A 20,723-nucleotide genomic window follows, 5' to 3' on the forward strand; every position below is an offset into this window, starting at 1 on the left:
CTGTGCGGAGCTCAGGTGTTCAAGCGCGGCTGGCAGGCTGCACCGCATTGGGACCGCTTGCACCATTGCATGGCATTTGCCGCGCGCCGCGCGGCTCTCTACAATCCGCGCCATTACGGCCGGCACCCGCACACTCCTCTACCGGCCCCGGAGTTTTTCATGGAAGAAATCGAGCAGCACTGGCTGTACGCCCTTTCCGCCCCCATGGCCGCCCTCAACGGCGCCAGCTACACCGCTGCGACCTACTTCGAGACCTACGACGAAGATGAAACCGACCTGAAAAAATGGTGGGGCATCAACAATCGCCAGGAGTTGCTGAACATGCTCAGCATGGCCGACACCGGCCACGCCCTGGAGCTCAAGGACGCCTACTGGCAAGCTGCGCGCCGCCTACCCAGCGAATGGCCGCAGGTGCTTGAAGCGCTGACCCCGCGCAAGTGCATCCAGTACGAGTTCGCCCGGCGCACCCTCGCCGACTGCGGCCAGGGCGGCGTGCGCGCCTGGGACCTGGGGCGCATGGGTTACCTGCTACGTGCCGGCTTGCGCAAGGGTTACCTGTCCATCGATGAAAGCCACTGGCTGCAAGGCCGCCTGGCCCTGCGTGCCCGGCACTACTACAACAGCTGGGACCGCTACCTGGCCGGCTACCTGTTTGGCAAGGCGCTATGGAACTGCTCCAGCGCCAGCGACGAAGAACTGGCCCAGAGCCTGGAGCGCCAAGGCAGCGAGCACTGGAACCGCTGCATCATGATGAACCTGAGCGATGACGCCCTGGGCTTTTTCGCCAGTATTCCCTGGGACCTGCCGCTGAACCTGCCGGAACGCCCCGACACCCTGCAAGGAGGCTGGGCATGAGCTGTTGGATTCGCCTGGGCATCGAGCCGACCAACGACCCCGATGTCATCCGCGGCGCGTACCGCGCGCTGTTGCCGCAACACCACCCGGAAACCGATCCGCAAGGTTTCCAGGCCCTGCGCGAAGCCTACGAGCACGCCCTGCGCCTGGCCCGCGACGAGCAGGATGAGATCCCTGAGTTCCCTGAGCACGACGAGCCCAGACCTGCGCGCAATGCCCTGATCGAACAGACCATGAGCGACTTCGCCAAGCTGCTCGCCGACCCACGCCTGCGCTTCGACCCGCCAGCCTGGCAGGCCTTCATCGATGGCTTCAGCACCCTGACCCTGGGCGACCAGGAGCAGATCAGCTGGCACCTGATGTACAAGCTGATGGAAACCGGCCCGTTGTCGCACGCCTGCGCGCAACTGATGGCCCGTCACCTGGGCTGGGAAAACGAAGTGCTGCGCCTGGAAGATCCGCGCCAGGCCGACGAATTCCTCGAACGCATCAGCGAGCCGGACCCGTTCGACACCCGTGTGATGAAGCACTGGTCGGCAGAGGCGCAGGTTGAAGCCCTGTGGTTCGCCAGGAACCTGGATTACCTCTACCACACCCGGCCGCTGTTCGAGTTCGAAAGCTTTGTCACCCTGCACACCTGCGTGCCTTTGCCGGATGACCAGGCCTATATCCACAGCCTGCTGGTCAAGCTGTGCCAGGCCGGCATCGGCAGCCCGACCTTCTTTACCATGGTCGCCGAGCAACAACGCCAGGCACCGGACGATATCGACCTGCTGTACATGCTCGCCTGCCAGGCCAGCGACACCGATCAGGAAGAACTCGCCCGCCAGTGCTGGACCCGCCTGTGGCGTGAACACCAGCACCCGGAAGCCGGACGCTGGTTGCTCAACCTGTGCGCCCAGCATCAACCGCAGCGCCTGCCACTGTTGATCCAAGCCCTGGACCGCCTGGAGCCAGTGCACGCATGGCCGCAAGACCTGAGCGATCCAGCGCAGATCTGGGGCAGCCCGTCGCAACGCCCGGAAACCCTGACTCGCTGGTTCGAAGCCGCACGTGACGAGTACCCGGGTATCGCTGGCGAGTTCATCAAATGGCGCCTGGACGGCAAAGACGAACTGCCGCTGCTGGCCTGGTTGCTCGACGACCAGCCGGACCGCCAACTGCACCGTCTGTACCGCCACGCCTGGGCCCTGCACCGTGGTGACAGCGGCCTGCTGCGGCAGATCCTGGACGAGCCGCTGGGTGATGACCCGCTGGACCTGCTGATCATTGAAGGCTTCAAGTACCAGGCCGAGCAACAGTTGCGCTGGCTCGAGCAGTCGCCGCTGGCCCTGGCCTTGACCGCCTTCATCAACAGCCCTTCGGCGCAGCCGCAACTGCCCGAGGTACTCTGCGATGGCAGCGGCCTGGCGGTCGCCCGTGACTGGCTACGGCGGGTGCGCAGCTACCCGGCCGCCACCCTGCCGAAACTGACCGCACGGATCAAACCGGCCAACCTGATGCCGACGCCCTTCGCCGTGCAGCTGCTTTCGGACCTCGCCGAAGCTGGTATCGAACTGCCGCGCCCGCCTGCCGACGACGGCCTGTGGACCTGGCACCGGCAGAACCTGTACATGCTTGCCCTGGTCGAGCAGCCAGAGCGCTGGCTGGCGATGGCGCCGGTGCAACTGCTGGCCAGCCTGCCGTACCCGGCCGAGCATCCGTTCAGCGGGCTGCAACAGTTGCTCCTGCAACTGCGCCAACAGCAAGGCAACGCCGACGGCCTGCTCGGCTGGCTGGACGACAACGATCCATTGCAAGCGTTTATCGGAGAGCGTCTGCTCACCGTGCAGCAAGCCCTGGACAGCAGCAAGCTGCCCAGCAACCTGAAGCTGTACGCCTGCCTGGAAAACGACCCGCGGGCCTTTGACGATGACGTGCTGGGCCTGATGGTGCTGTGCGGCGTCCTCTATCATGACCCGAGCCTGAGTGCCGAACAGCACGGCAGCCTGCTGCGGCGTATCTCCACCATGACCTGTCCGGAAGCCTGGTTCGAACCGTTTCGCAGCGGCCTGATCAAGGGCGAGCCGGTGCGCCCGCCGCGCAAGGTGCTTGAAGAAGACGAGCTGATCAACAGCACGCTGTTCTACAGCATGCTCGATACCCTCAAGGACCTGGCGCGTTACGGCAGCGCCGGGGTACCGCGGGCCAAGGTGCTCAAGGAATTGCAACGGGGCAAGGATTACCCGGGCATGGACACCGGGATTCGCGCAGCCCTGACCGCCCTGCTGTCGTGGTCCGAGCGTCTGTTACTGGCCAATGCCGGCAGCCAGCCGGTACCGGCCAGCCATGTGTGGAAGCTGGGCAGCCGCCTGGGCCGCAAGGGCTATGCCGTGCAAGTAGTCGGTAGTGTCATTCTCGGGCCGATCCTGACCCTGATGTCCGGCAGCATGGTTGAGCAGATCTTCTTCGGCCTGCTGTTCGTCGGCCTGCTCGGCAGCGCCACACTGCGTCGCCTGCACGATATTGGCCGGGGCATCCCGATGATGATCATCTTCGTGATGCTGATCCCGTTCCTGCACTTCTTGCCGCTGGTGCTGTTGCTCCTGCCAGGTGAACCGCTGCCCAACCGTTACGGCGTGCCACCCGTCAATCAGCCCCAGGACAACCTGCAGGGTGGCCTGCAAGCCGCCCTGCGGCGGCTCAACGGTCAGTAACGCATGTCGTCCAGCGCCTCGATGAGGCGCTGGCGAGCGCCGGCGATCTCGCTCGACTCCTGGCCGGAAAGGATCGCGCTGAATTCGTTGAGCCAGTCACCGATCGCATCACGTTCAGCCCCCAGGCTCTGTGCCCAGGCCCTTTCCAGACGCGCCAGCAAGGTACGGTTGGGCAAGGCGTCGCGCGGGTGGATTTTCAGCCCGGCCAGGCGCTCATGGCTGGCTTGGCGCGCCGCTTCATCAAGCCCGGTGGGGCTGCGATCAATCACATGGCTGAACTGCTCGCCGGTGCCCGGCAAGGTGACATCGACCTCCAGCAGGCCATTGATGTCATAGCTAAAGCGCACATCCAGGCGCTGGATCTTGCCGTTCGGGGTCAGCGGGATCTTGAAGGAGTCGACAAAGATATTGTCTTCGACCCAGGGCCGTTCACCTTGGTAGACGCGGATACCGATCACCTTCTGGTCAACGTGGGTGCTGTAGAACGGCTTGATCCGTGAGGTAGGGATCACGGTATTGCGGTCGATGATCGGCGCAAAGATCTCGGTCTGGTATTCACCATCCATCGCGGCGATACCCAGGGTGTAGGGGCAGACATCGGTGAGGATCAACTCTTCGATCGCCGAATCGCGCGCCTTGCACGCCGCCTGGGTGGCGGCACCGAGGGCAACAATGGTGTCCGGGTCGAGGTGGCGGTAAGGCAGGCGGCCAAACAGAGTGGAGACCATCTGCTGGATCACCGGCATGCGCGTGGCGCCACCGACCAGCACCAAGCTGTCAAGGTCGCTGGCACGCAGGCGGGCATCGCGCAGGGCCTGCTCGATCGGTGCACGAATGCGCGCCAGCAACGGCGCCCAGATCTGCTGCGCGCGGGCTTCATCGAGCGACCACTGGCGGCTGATGCCGTCACCGTTCCAGCTCAGGTGCTGCTCGCCCGCGCCCAGCTTGCATTTGAGCTGCTCGATGGCATCGGCAAGGCTGGCCAGGGCCTGGGGTGCAAGCATTGCAGGTTTGAGTTGCCAGTCTTGCAGGCAGGCCTGGAGCAAGGCGGCGGTAAAGTCTTCGCCACCGAGGAAGTTGTCGCCGGTCGAGGCATGCACCTCGATCAACGGCAGCGCGTATTCCAGCACCGTGACGTCAAACGTGCCGCCACCGAGGTCGAAGATCAGCGTGCGTTCGAACTTCTGCTCGTGCAGGCCGTAGGCCATCGCGGCGGCAGTCGGTTCATTGATCAGGCGCTGGACTTTTAGCCCGGCAAGTTCGGCGGCAAAGCTGGTGCGCTTACGCTGCTCGTCGCTGAAATAGGCCGGCACGGAAATCACCGCCTCGCTGATCGGGCAGCCGAGGAAGGCTTCGGCATCGGCCTTGAGGGCGCCAAGCACCAGCGCCGAAAGTTCTTCGGGGCTGAAGGCCTGCTCACCGAGGTTGATTTTTTTCTCGCTGCCCATGAAGCGCTTGAAGGCGGCGGCGGTGCGCTGCGGATGAGTGGTCAGGCGTGAGCGGGCGGCCTTGCCGACCAGGATGCTGCCGTCTTCATCGATGCTCACCACCGAAGGGGTGAGCATGTCGCCCAGGGCATTGGGAATCAGCTGGGCCCGGCCATCTTGCCAGACTGCCACCAGGCTGTTGGTGGTACCCAGGTCGATACCCAGCATTGGCGCCGGGGAAGTGCTTGCATCCTGCATGTTCGATCTCTTGCTCAGAAGTGGGGCTGGCACGGAGAAAAACAGTAGCGTCCCAGCGTACTGGTGGATTCTGGACGAATTCCAGAAACAAAAAAAGCGACCCTAAGGTCGCTTTCATTGTTGCTTCAGGGTGTTCAGTGGGCCCTGAAGCTGAATATGGCGCAGCGGACGGGACTCGAACCCGCGACCCCCGGCGTGACAGGCCGGTATTCTAACCGACTGAACTACCGCTGCGCTATACACTGAGAAGTGGTGGGTGATGACGGGATCGAACCGCCGACCCTCTGCTTGTAAGGCAGATGCTCTCCCAGCTGAGCTAATCACCCTTCGTCTCGGTGTGGCGCGCATTCTACGGAGCACCGAACACTCTGGCAAGCACTTTTTTAAAAAAATTTTTCAGGCGTTCCAAAGACTTAGCGGTGCTTGGCCTGAAGCGTCCGCTCGGAGTTTAATGCCCTCCTTATGTGTTGAGGAGAGATTCACCCCATGTGGTTCAAAAACCTGCTGACCTACCGCCTGACCCAGGACATCCCGTTCGACCCCGAGGCACTGGAAACCGCCCTGGCCAGCAAGCCGGCTCGCCCTTGCGCCAGCCAGGAGTTGACCACCTATGGCTTCGTCGCCCCGTTCGGCAAAGGTGAAGATGCACCGCTGGTGCATGTCAGCGGTGACTTCCTGCTGATCGCCGCACGTAAAGAAGAACGCATCCTGCCGGGCAGCGTGGTGCGCGATGCCGTTAAAGAGAAGATCGACGAGATCGAAGCCGAGCAGATGCGCAAGGTCTATAAGAAGGAGCGCGACCAGATCAAGGACGAGATCATCCAGGCCTTCCTGCCGCGCGCCTTTATTCGTCGCTCGATGATCTTCGCCGCCATCGCCCCCAAGCAAGGCCTGATCCTGGTCAACTCGGCCAGCGCCAAGCGCGCCGAAGACCTGCTGTCGACCCTGCGTGAAGTGATGGGCTCACTGCCCGTGCGTCCGGTGACGGTGAAGATCGCCCCGAGCGCGACCATGACCGACTGGGTCAAGACCCAGCAAGCAGCGCCTGACTTCTATGTGCTGGATGAGTGCGAGCTGCGCGACACCCACGAAGACGGCGGCATCGTTCGCTGCAAGCGCCAGGACCTGACCAGCGACGAGATCCAGTTGCACCTGGGCACCGGCAAGGTAGTCACGCAACTGTCGCTGGCCTGGCAGGACAAACTGTCGTTCGTGCTCGACGACAAGATGGTCATCAAGCGCCTGCGCTTTGAAGAACTGCTGCAGGACCAGGCCGAAGAAGATGGCGGCGACGAGGCCCTGGGCCAGCTCGATGCCAGCTTCACCCTGATGATGCTGACCTTTGGCGAGTTCCTGCCGGCGCTGTTCGAGGCGTTGGGTGGGGAGGAGATTCCCCAGGGGATCTAACGCTGTAAGCGACAAGCTTCAAGCTGCAAGAAAGAGCAGACCTGTGCACAATCCGCTTTATCTTGCAGCTTGCAGCTTGTAGCTTATGCCCCCTGTGAGGACGGCCTCACGACGCACCGCGTGACCATTTCGGGGACGGCCCCATCACTTGATGGAGACTCTGCATGTCCTGGATCATCCTGTTTTTCGCCGGCCTGTTCGAAGTTGGCTGGGCCGTCGGCCTGAAATACACCGACGGCTTTTCCCGCCCGCTGCCCACCGTCCTGACCATCGGCGCCATGGTCATCAGCCTCGGCCTGCTGGGCTTGGCCATGAAGGAATTGCCACTGGGCACCGCCTATGCGATCTGGACCGGGGTCGGTGCCGTCGGCACGGTGATCGCCGGGATCATCCTGTTCGGCGAATCCATGGCCCTGGTGCGCCTGATCAGCGTCGCGCTGATCATCTGCGGTCTGGTCGGGCTCAAGGTCAGCGCCAGCTGACCCTGCCCCGCCCCTTCAGCGTGAGTCGCCGCGCAATGCGCTGACCCGCTCACGCAGCAACGCCGGCTCTGCCGCCTCTACCGGAACGGCAGAACCGGCCACCAGGGTCACCCGCGACCACAAGCGGCGGAAAAAGCCCTTGGCCGGATCGCGGCTGAAGAAACTCCCCCACAAGCCCTGCAACGCCATCGGGATCACCGGCACCGGGGTCTGCTCGAGGATCCGGCTCAGGCCACCCTTGAACTCGTCGATTTCACCGTTACTGGTCAACTTGCCTTCGGGGAAGATGCACACCAGCTCGCCATCAGCCAGGTACGCGGCAATCTGCTTGAACGCCCGCTCATAGGTGTCGGCGTCTTCACCGCGCCCGGCAATCGGGATCGCCCCGGCGGTGCGGAAGATGAAGTTGAGCACCGGCAAACGGTAAATCTTGTAGTACATGACGAAGCGAATCGGCCGACGCACCGCGCCACCAATCAACAGCGCATCGACGAACGACACATGGTTGCACACCAACAGCGCCGCGCCCTGGTCGGGAATCTGCTGCAGGTCGCGGTGTTCGACGCGGTACATGGAATGGCTGAGCAGCCAGATCATGAAGCGCATGGTGAACTCGGGGACGATGCGGAAGATATAGAAATTCACCGCAATGTTGAGCAGCGACACCACCAGGAACAGCTGCGGGATGGTCAGCTCAAGGAAACTCAACAGCACCACACTGAAGATCGCCGAAATCACCATGAACAGCGCGTTGAGGATATTGTTGGCGGCAATCACCCGCGAACGTTGATCCTCCGGGGTACGCGACTGGATCAGTGCATACAGCGGCACGATATAGAAGCCGCCAAACACGCCCAGGCCAAGAATCGCCCCCAGCACCCACCAGGCCTGGGCGATACCCAGCACGGCCAGCCAGTCATAGGGCGCCGCAGCGGGCAGGATCTCGCCGGAGTGCCACCACCAGAGCAAGCCGAACAGGCTCAGGCCGAAGGAGCCGAACGGCACCAGGCCGATTTCCACCTTGTGCCCGCTCATGCGCTCGCACAGCAGCGAACCGACGGCGATGCCCACCGAGAACAGGGTAAGAATCAGGGTGACCACGGTCTCGTCGCCATGCAGCCATTGCTGGGCGTAACCGGGAATCTGCGTCAGGTATACCGCACCGACGAACCAGAACCACGAATTGCCGACGATCGAGCGCGACACCGCTGGCGTTTGCTTCAGACCCAGGCGCAGGGTGGCGATGGTCTGGCTGGCGATGTTCCAGTTGATTTTCAGCTCTGGGGTGGCAGCTGCGGCACGCGGAATACTGCGGCTGGCCAAATAGCCCAGCACCGCCACCAGCACCACCGCCGACGAGGCCCAGACACCATAGTTGGCGCTGGACATCAGCACCCCGGCGCAGATAGTGCCAGCCAGGATGGCCAGGAAGGTGCCCATTTCCACCAGGCCGTTGCCGCCCACCAGCTCTTCTTCGCGCAGGGCCTGGGGCATGATCGAGTACTTCACCGGGCCGAACAGCGCCGAATGCGTGCCCATGCCGAACAGCGCCAACAGCATCAGCATCGGCATCTGGGTCATGATGCCAATAGCGCCGACTGCCATGATCGCGATCTCGGCCAGCTTGATCACGCGGATCAAAGCGTCCTTGGCGTACTTCTCACCAAACTGCCCGGCCAGGGCCGAGAACAGGAAGAACGGCAGGATGAACATCAAGGCGCAGGCATTGACCCACAAGGTGCCATCCTGGCCGTTGGCGCTGGCAAGCTTGTAGAGAAACAGCAGAATGACCGACTGCTTGAACAGGTTGTCGTTGAACGCACCCAGCGACTGGGTAACGAAGAACGGCAAAAAGCGCCGTTTGCCAAGCAGGCTGAATTGTGAAGAGTGACTCATCGTCCGTGTACCTGAGTGGGGCTTTGTTATTGGATACGCGCAGGCCGCACAAAGCCACAAACACTCAGGTAAATGCAATCTACTTGTTCAGGCCGGCAATGCAGGGCGACACGAACAGCTCGCCATGCCAGGCACCGCGCAGGGTCAGGGCGGTCACCAGCAGCCACAGCGCCGCCAACGCCACCACCAGCACCATGCCCATGTCATGGAAGAAACCCAAACCCAGCCAGGCCGCCAGTTTCAGGGTGGCCAGGGTGTACACCCCCAACGGGAAGGTGAAGCCCCACCAGCCGAGGTTGAACGGCATGCCGTGGCGGATGTAGCGCAGGGTGATCAGCACGGCAGTGAGCAACCACCACAAGCCGGCCCCCCACAGTACAATGCCGGCGATCAGGCCCAGGCCACGGGCAATCTCGCCCAGGTTGCCGAGGCCATTGGCCGCGAAGATCGCCGGGGCTTCGCCGCCGAGCAGGAGCATACCCAGGGCACCGGTACCGATCGGCCCCAGGGCCAGCCAGCTCGACGCGGCCATGTTGGCTTGGGGCAATTTGTGCAGGGCCATGCGCAGCATGAGAATGGTGAGGATGCTGAACGCCACCGGCAACGACACCGCCCACAATACATAGCTGGTGATCAGCACCTGAAACTGCGCGTGCGCATCCACCAGGTGCGGCGCCAACAGGCCGCCACTGGCGGCGGCAACTTCCGCAGCCACCACCGGCAGCAACCATACAGCTGTCATCTGATCGATGCTGTGTTCCTGGCGGGTGAACATCAGGTAGGGAATGGCTACGCCGCACAACAGCGCCAGACCAACGTCGAACCACCACAGCGCCTCGACCCAGGGCAAGATGCCCTCGCCCCAGCGATTGATGCCGAACACCAGGCAGCCATTGAGGATGGTCGCAAGGCCCATGGGAATGGTGCCGAAGAACATCGACACGGTGGAATGGGCAAAGATCCGCCGCGCTTCATCAAAGAACAGCACCCAACGCGCGGTGTACAGCAAGGTAAACAGCACGAACAAGCCGATGGTCAGCAACCACAGCGATTCGGCCAGGCTGTGCAGGCTCGGCACATTGACCTGCGCCAGGGCCAGGGCGAGTACCCCGGTGCCCATGGTGGCGGCGAACCAGTTGGGGGTGAACTGACGGATCACTTCACGCGGGTGCGCCAGCTGGCTCAGCGGGCGTAATGGCGAGGTGCGGGTTTGGCTGCAAGGCATGATGAATTCTCCTGTCCTCCGGTGAGGTTGGTTTCATCTTATGCCTTGAAAATATATCTATATAACGGGTAATTTCTCTATCTGTTATCGGTTTTGCAGATATACCGATTCCATCGCTCAAGGCGTATGCTCGGCACCGATAACAACAAGGACGTGGTCAACAATGCTCACCGCTTTCAAAGGCTACTCGGCTCAGGTTCGCCTGCTGCTGGTCACTACCTTCATCCTCACCTTGGCCCGTGCGATCACCCTGCCCTACCTGGTGGTCTACCTTGCGCAGAACTTCGCCCTGGACGTCAGCGGTATCGGCCTGATGATCGGCGGTGCGCTGATCGTCGCGTCATTGCTGAGCCTGTACGGCGGCTACCTGATCGATACCCTGCGCAGCTACACGGTGATCATCGCCGCGACCCTGACGTTCACCCTGGCCTTTTTCGGCGCCGTGGCCAGCCGCGAGCTGAGCCTGTTCTTCATCTGCCTGGTGCTGATCAACCTGGCGCTGGCGGTGGTGGATATCGCCGCCAAGGCCGGCTTCTGCGCACTGCTACCGCTGGATGAGCGCAGCGAAGTGTTCTCGATCAAATACACCCTGAGCAACGTCGCCTACGCGGTCGGCCCCTTCGTCGGCGTGGCGCTGGTGCTGATGGACGATCACCTGCCGTTCTTGCTCTCGGCGCTGCTGGGCCTGGCCATGTGCCTGAGCTACCGGCGCTGGGGCGAGCGCTCGGCAGCGGCACGGGTCGAAGGCAACGAGCAGGCCGGTTTTCTTAGCGTCGGCGTACAACTGGTAAAGGATCGCCGGCTGATCTGCTTCACCCTCGGCGGCGCCCTCAGCGCCGTGGTGTTCGGCCAGTTCACCGCCTACCTGTCGCAATACCTGGTGGTCACCAGCAGCGCCAGCGAGGCGGCGCGCTACATCAGCTACCTGGTGGCCACTAACGCGGTGACGGTGATTGCCCTGCAGTATGTGATTGGCCGGCGTATCAGCAGCCGTCAGTTGATGCCCTGGCTGATGGCCGGGATGGCGTTGTTCCTGGTCGGCCTGCTGGGTTTCTCGCTGGCGCAAACGCTGCTGGTCTGGTGCCTGGCGATGGTGGTGTTCACCCTGGGCGAGATCATCGTCATCCCGGCCGAGTATATGTTCATCGACAGCATTGCCCCGGAACATCTGCGCGGCGTGTATTACGGCGCACAGAACCTGTCCAACCTCGGCGCGGCGCTGGGCCCGGTGATCTGCGGCTTTGCCCTGGCGCACCTGATGCCAGTGGTAACTTTTTACCTGTTGATTCTGTCGGTGCTGCTGGCGGCACTGTTTTACTACCTGGGGGCTCGGCGAACGCCACAGTAAAGCATCGCGGGGCAAGTCGGGGCGCCGCATCGCCGCTCACACACGGATCTCGCCAGCTTTTAAAAAGCTCTCTCGCCTGGCACCAGGCGAGAGTGCGTGTCGAGGCCAAAAAAACTGGCGATGGCGGTGAGGCGCAGGCCTTGGGATGGAGTAAAGCCTGCGACGCTCTGCCACTGCGACCTTCGTCGGCGCTGACGAAGCCTCGGCGGCGTGCCAGACTGATTGATCGAGGTTCGCTGTCAGGCTGAATCACCTTTTGTTTCGGAGTTGTCATGTCGCTGTCCAGTGGGCTGATCGCCGTGGTCGCCCTGGCCTATATGGCCATCATGTTCGCCATCGCCTTCTACGGCGATCGCCGCAGCACGCCGTTGCCGCCGCGCCTGCGTGCCTGGGTGTACAGCCTGTCGCTGGCGGTGTACTGCACCAGCTGGACCTTCTTCGGCGCCGTCGGCCAGGCCGCCGAACAACTCTGGGCGTTTCTGCCGATCTACCTGGGCCCGGTGCTGTTGCTGCTGTTCGCGCCCTGGGTGCTGCAGAAGATGGTGCTGATCAGCAAACAGGAAAACATCACCTCGATCGCCGACTTCATCGCCGCCCGCTACGGCAAGTCCCAGAGCCTGGCGGTGGTGGTGGCGCTGATCTGCCTGATCGGCGTGCTGCCCTATATTGCCCTGCAGCTCAAAGGCATCGTGCTCGGCGTCAACCTGCTGATCGGCGCTGGCGCCGACGCCACCGGCAGCCGCGTACAAGACACCGCGCTAGTGGTCTCGCTGGTGCTGGCACTGTTCTCGATCGTCTTTGGTACCCGCAGCCTGGACGTCACCGAGCACCACCGCGGCATGGTCCTGGCCATTGCCTTCGAGTCGCTGGTCAAGCTGCTGGCGTTTCTCGCCGTCGGCGCCTTCGTCACCTTCGGCCTGTTCAACGGTTTTGAAGACCTGTTCAGCAAGGCGCAACTGGCGCCGCGCCTGGAAGGCTTCTGGAGCGAGACCATCAACTGGCCGTCGATGATCGTGCAGACCGGGGTGGCGATGATGGCGATCATCTGCCTGCCACGACAATTCCACGTCACCGTGGTGGAGAACATCGAACCCCAGGACCTGCGCCTGGCGCGCTGGGTGTTCCCGATATACCTGATCCTCGCCGCGCTGTTCGTGGTGCCGATCGCCCTGGCCGGGCAGATGCTGTTGCCTGACTCGGTGCTGCCCGACTCCTTCGTCATCAGCCTGCCACTGGCCGAAGCCCATCCGGCGTTGGCGCTGCTTGCGTTCATCGGCGGTGCCTCGGCGGCCACCGGCATGGTCATCGTCGAGGCCGTGGCGCTGTCGACCATGGTTTCCAACGACATGCTGCTGCCCTGGCTGCTACGGCGTAACAATGCCGAGCGGCCGTTCGAGGTCTTCCGCCACTGGATGCTCTCGGTGCGCCGGGTCACCATCGTCGTCATCCTTTTGCTGGCTTATGTGAGCTACCGCTTGCTCGGTTCCACCGCCAGCCTTGCGACCATCGGCCAGGTCGCCTTTGCCGCCGTGACCCAACTGACCCCGGCCATGCTCGGTGCGCTGTACTGGAAGCAGGCCAACCGACGTGGGGTGTTCGCAGGCCTGGCTGCCGGGGTGTTCCTGTGGTTCTACACCCTGGTGCTGCCGATTGCCGCCCACAGCCTGGGCTGGCCGCTGGAGCTGTTCCCAGGCCTGGCCTGGCTGCACGGCAACCCGCTGAACTTGCCGATCACCCCGTTGACCCAAGGTGTGGTGCTGTCGCTGGCGGGTAACTTCACCCTGTTTGCCTGGGTGTCGATTCTCTCGCGCACCCGGGTGTCCGAACACTGGCAGGCCGGGCGCTTCATCGGCCAGCAGACCAGCGCACGGCCGAACAGCCGTTCGCTGTTGGCGGTGCAGATCGACGACCTGCTGCACCTGGCCGCACGTTTTGTTGGCGAGGAACGCGCGCGGCAGAGCTTCATCCGTTTTGCCTACCGCCAGGGCAAAGGCTTCAACCCCAACCAGAACGCCGATGGCGACTGGATCGAGCACACCGAGCGCCTGCTCGCCGGCGTACTCGGCGCCTCATCGACCCGTGCGGTGGTCAAGGCGGCCATTGAAGGCCGCGACATGCAACTCGAGGACGTGGTGCGCATCGCCGACGAAGCCTCGGAGGTCCTGCAGTTCAACCGCGCCCTGCTGCAAGGGGCGATCGAGAACATCAGCCAGGGTATCAGCGTGGTCGACCAGTCGCTGCGCCTGGTGGCCTGGAACCGCCGCTACCTGGAACTGTTCAATTACCCCGACGGGTTGATCAGCGTCGGCCGGCCGATTGCCGACATCATCCGTTACAACGCCGAGCGCGGCCTGTGCGGCCCGGGCGAGGCCCAGGTGCATGTCGCCAGGCGCCTGCACTGGATGCGCCAGGGCCGGGCGCATACGTCCGAGCGCTTGTTCCCCAACGGCCGGGTGATTGAGCTGATTGGCAACCCGATGCCCGGCGGCGGCTTCGTCATGAGCTTTACCGACATCACCCCGTTCCGCGAAGCCGAACAGGCCCTCAAGGGCGCCAACGAGAGCCTGGAGCAACGTGTCGCCGAGCGCACCCATGAATTGTCGCAATTGAACCAGGCGCTCACCGAAGCCAAGAGCCACGCCGAAGCTGCCAACCAGTCCAAGACTCGTTTCCTCGCCGCCGTCAGCCACGACCTGATGCAGCCGCTAAACGCCGCGCGCTTGTTCTCGGCGGCGCTCTCGCATCAAGGCGAAGGCCTGACGGCCGATGCCCAGCAACTGGTCCAGCACATGGACAGTTCGCTGCGTTCGGCCGAAGAACTGATCAGTGACCTGCTGGATATCTCGCGCCTGGAAAACGGCAAGATCACCCCAGACACCAAGCCCTTCGTCCTCAATGAGCTGTTCGACGCCCTGGGGGCCGAATTCAAGGTCCTGGCCCAGCAGCAAGGCCTGGATTTCCGCCTGCGCGGCAGCCGCCTGCGGGTGCAGAGCGACATGAAACTGCTGCGGCGGATTTTGCAGAACTTCCTCACCAACGCCTTCCGCTATGGCAAGAGCCCGATCCTGCTTGGCGTACGCCGTCAGCAAGAGCGGCTGTGGCTGGAAGTGTGGGACCGCGGCAGCGGCATCGCCGATGACAAGCTGCAGGTGATTTTCGAGGAGTTCAAACGCCTGGACAGCCACCAGACCCGCGCGGAAAAAGGCCTGGGCCTGGGCCTGGCGATCGCTGACGGCCTGTGCAAGGTACTTGGGCATCCGCTTGAGGTGCAGTCGTGGCCAGGCAAGGGCAGCGTGTTCCGTGTCAGCGTGCCGCTGGCTACGGCACCAGCCGCTGCGGTAGTGAGCCCCGCCGAACAGGCCGGGCAGCCGCTGGCGGGCCTGCAGGTGCTGTGTGTCGATAACGAAGACAGCATCCTCATCGGCATGAACAGCCTGCTCAGCCGCTGGGGATGCCAGGTGTCCACCGCGCGCAACCGCGCAGAATGCGAATCCTTGCTGGCAAACGGCCTGCGCCCGCACCTGGCACTGGTCGACTACCACCTTGACGATGGCGAGGTCGGTACCGAACTGATGGCCTGGCTACGCACCCGCCTCGGCGAGCCGGTACCCGGGGTGGTGATCAGCGCCGACGGACGCACTGAGATGGTTGCCCAGGTGCATGCCGCCGGCCTCGACTACCTGGCCAAGCCGGTCAAGCCGGCGGCCTTGCGCGCCCTGCTCAATCGGCATCTGAGCCTGGTCCAGTAAGGGCGCTGGCGGCCAGCGGGTCGCCTTCGCTCATGGCCCGTTCGAGCAGGTCGGCAGGCAGGCTCTTGCTGGCCCGGGCGCCCAGCAGCTTGAGCTGCTCGCTACGACTGATCAGGTTGCCACGGCCTTCGCAGAGCTTGTTACGCGCGGCGCTGTAGGCTTTGTCGACCTGCTGCAGGCGGTTGCCCAACTCGTCCAGGTCCTGGATGAACAGCACGAACTTGTCATACAGCCAACCGGCGCGCTCGGCGATTTCCCGGGCATTCTGGCTCTGGCGCTCCTGCTTCCACAAACTGTCGATCACCCGCAGGGTGGCCAACAGCGTGGTCGGGCTGACGATGACGATCTGGCGGTCAAAGGCTTCCTGAAACAGGTTCGGTTCGGCCTGCAGGGCCGCTGAAAACGCCGCTTCAATGGGTACGAAGAGCAGGACGAAATCCAGGCTGTGCAGGCCTTCGAGGCGGTTGTAGTCCTTGCCGGACAGGCCTTTGACATGATTGCGCAGCGACAGCACATGTTGCTTGAGCGCGGCCTGGGCGATCTCGCTGTCGTCAGCGGCAATGTATTGCTGGTAGGCGGTGAGACTGACCTTGGAGTCGACCACTACCTGCTTGTCGCCCGGCAACATAATCAGCACGTCAGGCTGGAAACGCTCGCCATCGGCGCTCTTGAGGCTGACCTGAGTCTGGTACTCGCGCCCCTTCTCCAGCCCGGCGTGCTCCAGCACCCGCTCCAGAATCAGCTCGCCCCAGTTGCCCTGGGTCTTCTGGCCCTTGAGCGCCTGGGTCAGGTTGGTGGCTTCATCGCTCAGGCGCAAATTAAGCTGCTGCAGGCGCTCCAGCTCCTTGGCCAGCGAGAAGCGTTCGCGAGCTTCTTGCTGATAGCTGTCTTCTACGCGCTTTTCGAAGGCCTGGATGCGCTCCTTGAGCGGATCGAGCAATTGCCCCAGGTGCTGCTGGCTGGTCTGGGCAAATCGCTGTTCACGCTCATCGAAGATTTTCGTCGCCATCTCGGCGAATTGCGCGCGCAGTTCATCACGCGAGCCCTGCAGATCGTCGAGGCGCTGCTGGTGACTGTCCTGCTGTTCTCGCAGTTCGGCGCTCAGGCCCGCACACTGGGCATCCAGGCGGCGTAACTCGGCTTCACGGGCGGCGCGTTCGAGCTGCCAGGCGTGAGCGGCGTCGCGGGTTTCGTCGCGATCGATCTGCAACAACTCCAGCTCGCGGGCCTGGGCAGCCAGGGTGGCCTGCTTGGTGGTGTTGGCCTGGCTCAGATCGCTGATTTCATCCCGACTGGCATCCAGTTGGGCGAGCAGGCCTTCCTGAGCCAGTTGCACACTGCTCAAACGCTCTTCGAGCAAGGCGGCTTCAGCCTGGCGTGCACTCAGGCGCCGCTGCACCTGAAACACCAGCCCCAGGCACGGCACCACGGCCACCACGACACCCAGCACAATGCTGGTCAGATCCACTGCCATCGCCACTGCGATCCCCCTTGACCAACAATCAACGGCTCAGCTTATCAGCCTTGGGCCTGTATCCGTATTCAGGCGTGAGGCAGTAGCTTGAGCAGATGCACGGCTTCCTGCGAGCCCTGGGCCGCGGCCTGTTCCAGCCAGTAACGGCCCTGGGCGGGCTCGTTCAGTTGCCCCTGGGCGCACAGGCGACCGTATTCGAGCTGAGCCCGACGATCACCGGCACGCGCCGCCTGGCGCAGCAGTTCATGGCCGATACGGCGGTCACGGGCGTTGCCGCAGTCACGGCAGAGCATCTGCCCCAATCGGCTCTGGGCCACCACAACGCCCTGGCGTGCCGGCTGCTTGAGCAGGCGCCCGGCAAAGTGCTTGACGTTGGGGTTGTCACCCAGGCGCGGGCTGTCGAGCAACCACAAGGCAACCTTCAAGGAGAAGCGCTTGGGCTCGGGCAGAGGTGTCTGGGCAGCAGAGGCAAGGAGGGTTTTGGAGCGAAACTTCATAAAAAAACAGCGAAGGCAACTCGAGAGGCGCGCCACTCTACTCCATTTTTCCAACAATGGCCCGGTGCTTTTCGGCACTTTTTTCAAAATATTTCAGCGCTTTATTCTTGACGTCAATACAGGTTTTTTCTCCCCGCCAGAAGTCTGTCGATGGATTGTCGGACAGGGCATCAAAAGCTGGCACGCCCGTCCTAGAGCAAGCGCCTGGGACAATCCACAGAAGCTGTGGATAACTCGGTGGACAACCCCCTAAACCACCCCGCAAACCCCTATGGAATGGGGGCTCCAGTCAAACTGTCGATTTTTTCACCAGCTAAAATAAGTGTTTTTTTTCATTGACTTAAGGCAACAGCCAAGTCATTGGCAAGCCGCTCGTGGGTTGTTGCAGCGCTGTAACAGCGGCTGCTCCAAGTGTGCACAACTGCCCTCGAACGAGGCACTTCCCTGCACGAAATTGGCACGTTCCCCGCCTCGCGACGCAACCAGGCCAATGAAAAACCCCTTCACAGAGACCCTGGAACGCGACATACTGATCGGCTCGCCAGACAAAAATCCGTCAGGCTTGCCAAGACCAGAAAAACGCTGTAGTCTTGCCGCCGTTAGTACCAAGCTGAAAGTCAATTCTGGCCAAAGCAGTCCTTACAGTGTCCTGCTCCTCACTTTGGAGAGGCCTGTTGAAAACAGGACCGGCCCACTCGATGGTTCCCCAGGTAAATCACTTCTTACTCTGACCGAACCAACCTGCAGATTGATCAGGATCTTCACCCAGCGGCATTGAACCCGACCCTGGCGTGTTGCCTGTCCTCTGACGTACCTACCAGTCAGCCCCAGCGCCACAAGATAAATGCGCCCAAAACTGGCTGCCCTGTTCCAGTCAGGTTCTGCGCACCGGCTTAAATGCCCGCGTTACTGGAACGTTTTATATGTGCACGGATCCAAACCGTGTCTATTGCAGGAACATCTAATAACTATGAATCACTCTATCCATACTCAGGCTGCCATTCGCACCCTTTCCCAGGCATTTGCCCCTCTGAACTGCTTGATCCTGGCGTCGCGCAAAGGCGGCTTCAGCTTCACCCTGGTCAACGAGCACGGCATTGCCCGTCACAGCGAGCGCCTGTACCCGGAGCAATACTCCGAAGCCGAGCCGCTGCAGGCCGTCATCGAGCGCACCCGTCAGGCCCTGGTGGCCTGACCCGCACGACACTGCAAACGCTCAAGCCCCGCCCTCTGGCGGGGCTTTTTTATGTCCGCAGAAGCGGGCTTGCGTAATTGCTACACGGCATATGAGCTATAACTAAAAGCCGTAAATGTTTTAAAAACAGACCTTTACAGGGTGAATATGACACTACACTTCAACTCAAGCGACACAGGTCGCTTCCGGCGGGCCTGACCGACTCACCAGCTGCCAAGCTCCAGCGTCCGCCGGCCAATTACAGTTCGAGGGCATCATGGGTATCGCCGCGAGCGAGTTGAGCCAGTTTGTCATTCGTCCGACCCTGATCTACCTGGGTCGTCATTGCCCAAGCGCCGAAGCCCTGCTGCTCGGTGTCGCCGCCAGCCAGTCAGCACTGGGCTCAGCCCTGCACGACCGTCGCGGCCATGGCCTGTACCGTATCGGCGAACTACGCCACCAAAGCCTCTGGGACCAGTTCCTGGCCCGCGACCCGGACCTTGCCAGCCTGGTGCGCGGCCTGGCCAGCCAACATGCATTCCTCAGCGGCCCGCACCTGGAGCTGACGGTCAACCTGCGCTACGCCACCGCCATTGCCTGGATGCTCATCGAAGAACAAGCACCCAAACTCCCCGCCGCCGACGATTTGTTGGGCCTGGCACGCATCTGGCGACAAACCTTCCAACCCCAGGGACGCCTGCGCGATTTCACCTGCGCCTGGCAAACCTGCATCGCTCCTGTGACTCTTCAGGCCTGCTGACAGTCACTGCATTCCATAATTGGAAAATCTCGGTCATTTTGGTCGGATTGTCCTACAAAACCGCTCTATCTCCTGCGATACAGCCTATAGCGCTGCGGGCGAAATATTGGTAATTTTCGCCCCGGAGATCTCAAGGAGTTCTAATAATGAAAAAAGTAATGCTCAAAACCTCTCTCGGCCTCGCCGTCACTCTCGCCTCGACTCAACTGTTCGCCAGCGGCTTCGCCCTCAACGAACAAAGCGTCAGTGGCATGGGCACAGGTTTCGCAGGTCGTTCTTCTTCTGCCGATGATGCCAGCACCGTGTTCGGCAACCCTGCCGGCATGTCCCGCCTCAAACGCGAACAAGTCACTGCCGGCGGCGCTGCCATCATCGCCAAGTCCGATATCAGCGGCAGCGGCACTTTCGGCGGCAGCAACGACGGCGACATGGTTCCAGTCGTCGGCGTACCGATGGGTTTCTACGTCAAACCTATCGACGACCACTGGGCGTTCGGCTTCGGCATGTATGTGCCGTTCGGCCTGGTAACCGACTATGAGAACGGCTTTGCCGGCCGCTACTTCGGCAACAAGAGCGAAGTCCAGGTCGTCACCCTGCAACCGACCATCAGCTATGCCTTCAACGACAAGGTCTCGATCGGTTTCGGCCCGACCATCAACCGTATCGATGGCACCCTGGAGTCGGCTGCGCTGAACCGCGCCTCCCCGGGCAGAAATGACGGCAAGGTCAAGATTTCCGGTGATGACACCGCCATCGGCTACAACATCGGTGTGCTGGTCCAGGCAACGGACAGCACCCGTGTAGGCCTGACCTATCACTCGATGGTCGACTACAAGCTTGAAGGTGACACCAAGATCAGCGGTTCCGGCTTCGGCCCATTTAACGGCAGCAAGTTTGACGCCACGCTGAAGATCAAAACACCGGAATCGGTCGACTTCTCCGTCACCCACGAACTGGATGCCAACTGGACACTGTATGTCGGTAGCACCTGGACGCGCTGGAGCCGCCTGGAAGCCATCACCGTCAACAACGAAGGTGTTCCTGCCGCTCTGGCACCTGCCCTGGGCCAGATCAGCGAAGAACAGAACTGGCACGATACCTGGGCCCACGCCATTGGTGCAGCCTACAAGCTGAACAAGGAATGGACCCTGCGCGCCGGCTTCAGCGTCGACCAGGCCCCTACCAACAACGCCAACCGCTCGCCACGCATCCCGACCGGCGACCGCAAGGTGTTCAGCCTCGGTGCCGGCTGGAGCCCGAACGACGACATGACTGTCGACCTTGCTTATTCCTACCTGATGGAAGAAGACGTCAAGGTTAGCCAGAACACCTCCCCAACCGATCCAGCGCACTTCAAAGGCTCCTACAACGCCAAGTACGAAAACAGCGCTCACGGCCTGGGTGCATCGCTCACCTACCGCTTCTGAGTGATTGCATGCTGCACAAAAAAACCGCCGATCCTGGCGGTTTTTTCA

Annotated in this window: 15 protein-coding genes and 2 tRNA genes; 9 read left to right on the forward strand and 8 right to left on the reverse strand. The window is 62.2% G+C overall.

The window, feature by feature from the left end; translation table 11 throughout:
- Nucleotides 1-159 precede the first annotated feature (159 nt).
- Nucleotides 160-855, forward strand: a complete 696-nt coding sequence (locus M5G17_RS07730) for a DUF1266 domain-containing protein (RefSeq protein WP_273892381.1) — start codon at nt 160-162, stop codon at nt 853-855.
- A complete protein-coding gene (locus M5G17_RS07735) occupies nt 852-3,551 on the forward strand; it encodes a DUF805 domain-containing protein (protein ID WP_273892382.1) in 2,700 nt (899 codons plus the stop codon). Before M5G17_RS07730 ends, M5G17_RS07735 begins: the two co-directional genes overlap by 4 nt.
- On the opposite strand, the gene M5G17_RS07740 is transcribed toward M5G17_RS07735, so the two are convergent.
- The 3 genes from M5G17_RS07740 to M5G17_RS07750 form a co-directional block, all read right to left on the reverse strand.
- The gene (locus tag M5G17_RS07740) at nt 3,545-5,236 is read right to left on the reverse strand and encodes a molecular chaperone HscC (protein WP_273892383.1); all 1,692 of its coding nucleotides are present in this window, start codon (nt 5,234-5,236) and stop codon (nt 3,545-3,547) included. The two genes, M5G17_RS07735 and M5G17_RS07740, sit on opposite strands and share 7 nt — an antisense overlap.
- Before the next feature lie 157 nt (nt 5,237-5,393).
- Nucleotides 5,394-5,470, reverse strand: a tRNA-Asp gene (locus tag M5G17_RS07745).
- A gap of 16 nt (nt 5,471-5,486) precedes the next feature.
- A tRNA-Val gene (locus M5G17_RS07750) sits at nt 5,487-5,562 on the reverse strand.
- Between the two features lie 160 nt (nt 5,563-5,722).
- On the opposite strand from M5G17_RS07750, the gene rdgC reads away from it, so the two are divergent.
- Together rdgC and sugE are read left to right on the forward strand one after the other, a co-directional pair.
- Entirely contained in the window at nt 5,723-6,643 is a 921-nt protein-coding gene (gene rdgC / locus M5G17_RS07755; RefSeq protein ID WP_038993958.1) for a recombination-associated protein RdgC, read from the forward strand.
- Nucleotides 6,644-6,807: 164 nt separating this feature from the next.
- Nucleotides 6,808-7,125, forward strand: a complete 318-nt coding sequence (gene sugE, locus M5G17_RS07760; protein ID WP_273892384.1) for a quaternary ammonium compound efflux SMR transporter SugE — start codon at nt 6,808-6,810, stop codon at nt 7,123-7,125.
- Between the two features lie 15 nt (nt 7,126-7,140).
- On the opposite strand, the gene M5G17_RS07765 is transcribed toward sugE, so the two are convergent.
- Together M5G17_RS07765 and M5G17_RS07770 are read right to left on the reverse strand one after the other, a co-directional pair.
- Nucleotides 7,141-9,021 (reverse strand): MFS transporter, encoded by a 1,881-nt coding sequence (locus M5G17_RS07765; RefSeq protein ID WP_273892385.1) that lies wholly within the window; start codon nt 9,019-9,021, stop codon nt 7,141-7,143.
- A gap of 79 nt (nt 9,022-9,100) precedes the next feature.
- Nucleotides 9,101-10,246 (reverse strand): TDT family transporter, encoded by a 1,146-nt coding sequence (locus M5G17_RS07770; RefSeq protein ID WP_273892386.1) that lies wholly within the window; start codon nt 10,244-10,246, stop codon nt 9,101-9,103.
- A 163-nt stretch (nt 10,247-10,409) separates the two neighbouring features.
- On the opposite strand from M5G17_RS07770, the gene M5G17_RS07775 reads away from it, so the two are divergent.
- Both M5G17_RS07775 and M5G17_RS07780 read left to right on the forward strand, forming a co-directional pair.
- Complete coding sequence (locus M5G17_RS07775) at nt 10,410-11,594, forward strand: MFS transporter (RefSeq protein WP_273892387.1); 1,185 nt, start codon at nt 10,410-10,412, stop codon at nt 11,592-11,594.
- Nucleotides 11,595-11,866: 272 nt separating this feature from the next.
- Complete coding sequence (locus M5G17_RS07780; protein WP_273892388.1) at nt 11,867-15,343, forward strand: PAS domain-containing hybrid sensor histidine kinase/response regulator; 3,477 nt, start codon at nt 11,867-11,869, stop codon at nt 15,341-15,343.
- Here M5G17_RS07780 and M5G17_RS07785 read toward each other — a convergent pair.
- The 3 genes from M5G17_RS07785 to M5G17_RS07795 all read right to left on the reverse strand — a co-directional run bounded on the left by M5G17_RS07785 (nt 15,315) and on the right by M5G17_RS07795 (nt 17,498).
- Nucleotides 15,315-16,703: a DNA recombination protein RmuC gene (locus tag M5G17_RS07785; protein ID WP_273892469.1), complete on the reverse strand. Its 1,389-nt coding sequence runs from the start codon at nt 16,701-16,703 to the stop codon at nt 15,315-15,317. The genes M5G17_RS07780 and M5G17_RS07785 overlap by 29 nt on opposite strands.
- 182 nt (nt 16,704-16,885) lie before the next feature.
- Nucleotides 16,886-17,314 carry a tetratricopeptide repeat protein gene (locus tag M5G17_RS07790; RefSeq protein WP_273892389.1) on the reverse strand — a complete coding sequence of 143 codons (429 nt, stop codon included), beginning with the start codon at nt 17,312-17,314 and terminating at the stop codon, nt 16,886-16,888.
- Between the two features lie 37 nt (nt 17,315-17,351).
- Nucleotides 17,352-17,498, reverse strand: coding sequence for a hypothetical protein (locus tag M5G17_RS07795; protein WP_273892390.1), 147 nt, complete (start codon nt 17,496-17,498; stop codon nt 17,352-17,354).
- Between the two features lie 786 nt (nt 17,499-18,284).
- Between M5G17_RS07795 and M5G17_RS07800 the strand changes: the two genes are divergently transcribed.
- From M5G17_RS07800 to M5G17_RS07810, 3 genes are all read left to right on the forward strand, one after another.
- Nucleotides 18,285-18,509, forward strand: coding sequence for a hypothetical protein (locus tag M5G17_RS07800; protein ID WP_010224272.1), 225 nt, complete (start codon nt 18,285-18,287; stop codon nt 18,507-18,509).
- Between the two features lie 256 nt (nt 18,510-18,765).
- Nucleotides 18,766-19,248 (forward strand): hypothetical protein, encoded by a 483-nt coding sequence (locus M5G17_RS07805; RefSeq protein ID WP_273892391.1) that lies wholly within the window; start codon nt 18,766-18,768, stop codon nt 19,246-19,248.
- Nucleotides 19,249-19,394: 146 nt separating this feature from the next.
- Nucleotides 19,395-20,675, forward strand: coding sequence for an OmpP1/FadL family transporter (locus M5G17_RS07810; protein WP_273892392.1), 1,281 nt, complete (start codon nt 19,395-19,397; stop codon nt 20,673-20,675).
- The last annotated feature ends 48 nt before the right edge of the window (nt 20,676-20,723 follow it).

Source organism: Pseudomonas rubra (assembly GCF_028656935.1).
Classification (GTDB): Bacteria; Pseudomonadota; Gammaproteobacteria; order Pseudomonadales; family Pseudomonadaceae; genus Aquipseudomonas; species Aquipseudomonas rubra.

Bases quoted from the DNA above. Each gene is read 5' to 3' on its own strand.
- M5G17_RS07730 (WP_273892381.1), top strand. From the start codon at position 160: ATGGAAGAAATCGAGCAGCACTGGCTGTACGCCCTTTCCGCCCCCATG.
- M5G17_RS07735 (WP_273892382.1), top strand. From the start codon at position 852: ATGAGCTGTTGGATTCGCCTGGGCATCGAGCCGACCAACGACCCCGAT.
- M5G17_RS07740 (WP_273892383.1), bottom strand. From the start codon at position 5,236: ATGCAGGATGCAAGCACTTCCCCGGCGCCAATGCTGGGTATCGACCTG.
- rdgC (WP_038993958.1), top strand. From the start codon at position 5,723: ATGTGGTTCAAAAACCTGCTGACCTACCGCCTGACCCAGGACATCCCG.
- sugE (WP_273892384.1), top strand. From the start codon at position 6,808: ATGTCCTGGATCATCCTGTTTTTCGCCGGCCTGTTCGAAGTTGGCTGG.
- M5G17_RS07765 (WP_273892385.1), bottom strand. From the start codon at position 9,021: ATGAGTCACTCTTCACAATTCAGCCTGCTTGGCAAACGGCGCTTTTTG.
- M5G17_RS07770 (WP_273892386.1), bottom strand. From the start codon at position 10,246: ATGCCTTGCAGCCAAACCCGCACCTCGCCATTACGCCCGCTGAGCCAG.
- M5G17_RS07775 (WP_273892387.1), top strand. From the start codon at position 10,410: ATGCTCACCGCTTTCAAAGGCTACTCGGCTCAGGTTCGCCTGCTGCTG.
- M5G17_RS07780 (WP_273892388.1), top strand. From the start codon at position 11,867: ATGTCGCTGTCCAGTGGGCTGATCGCCGTGGTCGCCCTGGCCTATATG.
- M5G17_RS07790 (WP_273892389.1), bottom strand. From the start codon at position 17,314: ATGAAGTTTCGCTCCAAAACCCTCCTTGCCTCTGCTGCCCAGACACCT.
- M5G17_RS07800 (WP_010224272.1), top strand. From the start codon at position 18,285: ATGAATCACTCTATCCATACTCAGGCTGCCATTCGCACCCTTTCCCAG.
- M5G17_RS07805 (WP_273892391.1), top strand. From the start codon at position 18,766: ATGGGTATCGCCGCGAGCGAGTTGAGCCAGTTTGTCATTCGTCCGACC.
- M5G17_RS07810 (WP_273892392.1), top strand. From the start codon at position 19,395: ATGAAAAAAGTAATGCTCAAAACCTCTCTCGGCCTCGCCGTCACTCTC.